Source organism: Streptomyces sp. ADMS (assembly GCF_033441795.1).
In the GTDB taxonomy this organism is placed as follows: Bacteria; Actinomycetota; Actinomycetes; order Streptomycetales; family Streptomycetaceae; genus Streptomyces.
Genome location: NZ_JAVFVX010000212.1, coordinates 1 through 5,806 on the forward strand (window position 1 = coordinate 1; position 5,806 = coordinate 5,806).

2 protein-coding genes are annotated in these 5,806 nt (G+C 72.0%); both read right to left on the bottom strand.

Annotation, left to right across the window (positions count from 1 at the left end):
• Nucleotides 1-105 precede the first annotated feature (105 nt).
• The gene (locus tag RB628_RS39125) at nucleotides 106-1,506 is read right to left on the bottom strand and encodes a M1 family metallopeptidase (RefSeq protein WP_318325413.1); all 1,401 of its coding nucleotides are present in this window, start codon (nucleotides 1,504-1,506) and stop codon (nucleotides 106-108) included.
• 92 nt (nucleotides 1,507-1,598) lie between these two features.
• A complete protein-coding gene (locus RB628_RS39130) occupies nucleotides 1,599-5,474 on the bottom strand; it encodes a Pls/PosA family non-ribosomal peptide synthetase (RefSeq protein ID WP_318325414.1) in 3,876 nt (1,291 codons plus the stop codon).
• Nucleotides 5,475-5,806: the final 332 nt, after the last annotated feature.

Genomic DNA, 5,806 nt, shown 5'->3' on the forward strand with positions numbered 1-5,806 from the left:
TGCGGCGACGCGGCCGTGCTCGGTGCTCCGGGCGGCTGTTCCTGCGGGTCCAGCGCATTGCGCAGCAGAGTCCCCGCACCCGACAAAGGTCTGCCGCGCGCAGCGCTACGCACCAGACGGCGGATAAGAGGGCCGCGCCGGCACCCGCGGCCCTTCCGCGACCGGCGGCGCCCCCTGCGCCCCCGGCGAGGGCAACGCAGGCAACGCGCCCTCATAGAGCCACGCGGCGAACAACTCGTCCAACGGCTCCGCAGCGAACCGGGAGACATACGCCGTGAACGTACCCGTACTCACCGACCCACCCCGGTGCAGTCCGGCCCACCCCCGGAGCATCCGGAAGAACGCCTCGTCACCCAGCGCACACCGCACCGCATGCACGGTCAGCCCGCCCCGCTGATACAACCGGTCGTCGAACATCAGCTTGCGCCCGGGATCGGCCAGCCGCAGATCCTGCGGCTGCCCCGACAGCAACCGATGGGCCACCGCGGCGAGTTGCTGCGCACTGCGCCCCCCGGACCGCTCGGACCACAGCCACTCCGCGTACTTGGCGAACCCCTCGTTCAGCCATATGTGCCGCCAGTCCGCGATGGACACACTGTTCCCGAACCACTGGTGGGCCAGCTCGTGCGCGACCAGCCGCTCCGAACTCCGCGCCCCGTCCACATGGTTGGCGCCGAACAGCGACAACCCCTGTGCCTCGACGGGCACATCGAGTTCCTCCTCGGTCACCACGACCGCGTACTCACCGAACGGATACGGCCCGAACAGCTCCTGGAACAGCTCCATCATCGCGGGCTGGCGCGCGAAGTCCCGGGAGAACTCGGGGAGCAACTCCGCCGGAATATGCCCGTGTTGGGGCACGCCGCCCAGTCCCGGGTCGCCCAGCAGCACGGTCTGGTACTTGCCGATGGACAGCCCGACGAGATAACTCGACGTGGGCGCGGACTGCTCGTACACCCACGTGGTGGTCGAGGCCCTGGCCGTCCGGGTCAGCAGCCGCCCACCGGCCACCACCGAGTACGCGGACGGCGTCGTGATCGAGATCTGGTAGGACGCCTTGTCGGCGGGCCGGTCATTGCACGGGTACCAGGAGGGCGCCCCGACCGGCTGGCTGGCCACCAGCGCCCCGTCCTCCAGCTCCTCCCAGCCGATCCCGCCCCAGGGGCTGCTGACCGGCTTGGGATTGCCCGCCCAGTGCACCTCGACAGTGAACGCGGCCCCGGCCCGCAGCGGCTTCGCGGGACGGACGCGCAGCCGGCCGCCCCGGTGCGTGTAGTGCGCGGCCTTGCCGTCCACCCGTATCCGGCCGATCTTGAAGTCGCCCAGGTTCAGCTGGAACTCGGCAAGCGGGGACCGGCCCGCTATGGCGTTGATGCGGGCCGTGCCCGCCAGGCGGTTCGGGCCGGGGCGGTAGTCCAGCGCGAGTTCGTACCGGTGCACCCGGTAACGGGCGTCACCGTTTGCCGGAAAGTACGGGTCCGAACCCACGGTCTGCTGAACGCTCACTGCTGAGTCTGCTCCCTGCGCTGTGCTCGTACGTGGTGCCGGAGACGAACCCACCCCCGCTCCGGTACCCGAACGAGCCGCGCGCACCGCCTTCAGGAACGCCATGACTCGATCGGGTTGCCCAGCCAGCGGGTGTCGTCGGGAACGGACTCCGCCGCCATGACCAGCGACGCGGGACCCAGAGTGGACCGGGCCCCGACCGTGGAGCCGGGCAGGACGATCCCGCCAGGACCCAGCGTCGCGCCCTCACGGAGGACCACAGTATCCGTCCGCAAGATCCGGTCGTGGAAGAGGTGTGTCTGGAGCACGCATCCCCGGTTCACGGTGGCCCCGTCCCCCAGGGTCACCAGGTCGGTCTCGGGCAGCCAGTAGCTCTCCACCCAGACCCCCTTGCCGATGTGCGCGCCGAGCCCCCGCAGCCACGCCGACATCACCGGCGTACCCGGCACGGAACCGGCGAGCCACGGCACGGCGACGACCTCGACGAAGGTGTCCGCCAGCTCGTTGCGCCACACGAACCCGCTCCACAGCGGATGCTCACCGGCGCGGTGGCGCCCCACGAGCACCCACTTGGCGACGATGGACAGAACACAGGCGAGCGCGCCGACCCCGAGCAGTACCAGCCCGCCCACCAGCCAGAACCACCCGCCGAGCACGCTGAACACGGCGACCGTCAGCACGGCCAGCCCTGCCGAGCAGAACACCGGCACGATCCGGAACAGCTCCACCAGGGCCCGCGCCCAGAGCAGATGCGCGGGCGGATCGTACGTACGGCTCTGATCGCCGCCGCTCGCCGACCGGGGCAGCTTCATCGGCGGGAGCCCCAGGTACGAACTGCCCTTCTTGGCCTTCTTCGGCGTGGCCGACAGGACCCCGACCAGCCCGCCGTCGGGCACCGACCGGCCCGGCGCGGTCATCCCGGAGTTGCCCAGGAAGGCCCGGCGCCCGATCTCGGCCCGCCCGATCCGCAGCCAGCCACCGCCGAGCTCGTACGGCGCGGTCAGTGTGTCGTCGGCCAGGAAGGCGCCCTCGCCGACGGTCGTCAGACTCGGCAGCGCCAGTACGGTCGACACCTCGGCGCCGCGCCCGATCCGCATCCCCAGCAGCCGCAGCCACACCGGGGTGATCAGCCCGGCGTACAGCGGGAACAGCGTCTCGCGGGAGCGGTCCATGAGCTGCGTGACCGTCCAGGCCTGCCACCCGATGCGGCTGTGCGTGGGATGGGTACCCTCGCGCAGGCCCAGACTCAGCAGCCGTACGGCGATCAGCAGCATCAGCGCGTACGCCAGGCCGAACGCCAGTGTGGCCGGCACCAGCGCGAGCGCGACGCCCCGCAGAGCGGTCCCGAGCCCGGCGTCCGGGTCGACGAACGCGCCCGTGACCAGCAGTGCGACCGCACCCGCCAGCACCGGCAGCGCACTCAGCGCGAACCCGGTGATGCCGTACATCGCCCGCCAGGCGCGCCCGCGCTGCGGACGCTCCTTGGGCCAGTTCCGCTTGGCCTTGCCCAGCTTGACGGCCGGTGCCCCGGCCCACCGCTGCCCGGTCGGCACCGTCCCGACGACCGCTGAACCCGGCGCCACCTCGGCCCGCTTGCCGACGCGCGCCCCCGGGAAGAGCAGGCTGCGCGTCCCGACCACAGCGCCGGCGCCCACCTTGACCTGCCCGATCTCCAGCCGGTCCCCGTCCAGCCAGTGCCCCGACAGGTCCACCTCCGACTCGACGGCCGACCCACGCCCCAGCTTGAGCATCCCGGTGACCGGCGGCAGCGAGTGCAGGTCGACGTCCGCCCCGACCTTGCCGCCCAGTGCCCGCGCGTACCGCTCCAGCCACGCCCCGGTCAGTGAGGTCGCCCCGCTGAACTCGGCGAGCCGCTCGGCGGTCCACAGCCGCAGATGCACACTCCCGCCGCGCGGATACCGGCCCGGCTTCACGCCCCGCAGCAGCAGCCGCGCCCCACCGGCCGCGAGGGCGAGCCGCCCGGGCGGCGAGAAGAACACGGCGGCGCCGGCGGCCACCGCCCACCACGATGTGGCAGGCGCCCACGGGTAGGCCCCGAACCAGTGCAGTACGTTCCCGGCGGCGGCCAGTGCGACCGCCCACCGGAGCCCGAGCAGGGTGAACAGCGGCACCAGCAGCACAAGCTGAACGGCCTTGGCGCGCAGGGGGACCGGCGCGATGACCCGTCCGCTGGTGTCGTCCTGCGCGGACTCCTCCAGATGCCGGGCGAGTTTGCGCAGCACGGGCTGCTGGTAGATGTCGAGGACGGCCGCGCTGGGGTAGCGCGTCCGCAGCCGGGTCGTCAGCTGGGCGGCGGCGAGGCTGCTGCCGCCGATCGAGAAGAAGTCGTCGTCCGCGCTGCCGACGGGGATGCCGAGGACCTCGCTCCACTGTTCGGCGAGCCAGGCCTCGGTGCCGTACAAATGGGCGGCCGGACCGGTCTCGAACCCCTCCAGGGGCCAGGGCAGGGCGTTGCGGTCGACCTTGCCGGACGTACGCGTCGGCAGTTCGGCGACCGGCGCGAGCAGCGGCACCAGGGCGGCGGGCAGCTCGGCACGCAGCCGCTCGACGGCGGCGGCCTGGTCCCATCCGTCCTGCGTCACGATGTAGCCGACCAGCAGCTGGTTGCCGCTCCGGGCGGTCCGTACGGCGGCGGCGGCACTGGCGACACCGGGCAGCGACTGAAGCGCCGAGTCGACCTCACCCAGCTCGATGCGGCGCCCGCCGAGCTTGATCTGCTCGTCGGCCCGCCCGAGGAAGATGAGCCCCTCCGGCTCGGCCCTGACGAGGTCACCGCTGCGATAGGCCCGCTCCCACCCGAGGGATTCGAGCGGCGCGTACTTCTCGGCGTCCTTCTCGCCGTCGAGATACCGCGCGAGACCGACGCCGCCGATCACCAGCTGGCCGCTGCCGCCCATGGCGACGGGCTCCCCGGCCTCGTCGACGACGGCGAGCTCCCAGCCGTTGAGGGGCAGCCCGATCCGAATGGGCTCCTCCCCGGTCATCAGGGAGGCGCAGGCGACGACGGTGGCCTCGGTGGGCCCGTAGGTGTTCCACACCTCGCGCCCCTCCGTGACCAGCCGCTGCACCAGCTCGGGCGGACAGGCCTCCCCGCCGAAGATCAGCAGCCGTACGTCGTTGAGGGTCTCGGGCTCCCACAGCGCGGCCAGCGTGGGTACGGTGGAGACGACGGAGATCTCCTGCTCGACCAGCCAGGGACCCAGATCGGCGCCGCTGCGGACCTGGGAGCGCGGTACGGGCACCAGACAGGCCCCGTAGCGCCAGGCCAGCCACATCTCCTCGCAGGAGGCGTCGAAGGCCACGGAGAGCCCCGCCATGACCCGGTCGCCCGGCCCCACGGGGTCGTCGGTGAGGAACAGCGCGGCCTCGGCGTCCACGAAGGCGGCGGCGCTGCGGTGGCTGACGGCGACACCCTTGGGCTTCCCGGTGGAGCCGGAGGTGAAGATGATCCAGGCGTCGTGCTCGACCCCGGGCCGCCGCGCGGGCAGCTCACTGCGGGCCCCGGGTACGGTGATCTCGCATCCGGCCCCGACGACGGCCCGTACGTCCGCCTCCCCGAACACCAGCTCGGCGCGCTCGTCCGGATCCTCGGCGTCCACGGGAACGTAGGCGGCGCCGGCCGCGAGAACGGCCAGGATGGCGACGTACAGCTCGTTGGTGCCGGACGGCACCCGGACCCCGACGCGGTCCCCGAGCCCGACGCCCGCGGTGCTCAGCCGGCGCCGTACGCCCTCGACCTCGACGGCCAGCGCCCGGTAGGTGAGCGAGGTGGCGCCGTCGTCGAGGGCGGGTTCGTCCGGGTACGAACGTACGGCGGCGTCGAACACGTCGACGAGCGTGCGGGGCGAGGAGGCGGGCCCCGCGGAGAAACGTGCCGTGTCGCCGAACCGCTCGCGGATCTCTTCGTCGAGCAGACCGAGAGCACTGCTCTCGTGTATGGCTGCCATCAGTCCTCGCGTCTCGTTCCCGGACACCTCCGGGTCGCTGGCGGGGGCCCGCAGGTCTGCCTGGGGTTGTCCGGCTCCAGCTCCGTTCCGTAACAAGCCGGAAATTTTAGTACGAGGCTAGGCGCGTGCCAGTGCGTCTGCCACGTGAGAGGACTGTCCGGGGGGTGGCTGTGAGCTCGGGTACCGGCACTGACCTGGTGATCTTCGTCCGGACGAGATCTTGCACACACAATGAGTGAGGGCCCCTACCTCACGGTAGGGGCCCTCACTCATTGTGTGTGTCCGAGGGGGGACTTGAACCCCCACGCCCGATAAAGGGCACTAGCACCTCA

Excerpts from the sequence above, each read along its gene's own strand:
- RB628_RS39130 (WP_318325414.1), bottom strand. The coding sequence starts at position 5,474 with ATGGCAGCCATACACGAGAGCAGTGCTCTCGGTCTGCTCGACGAAGAG.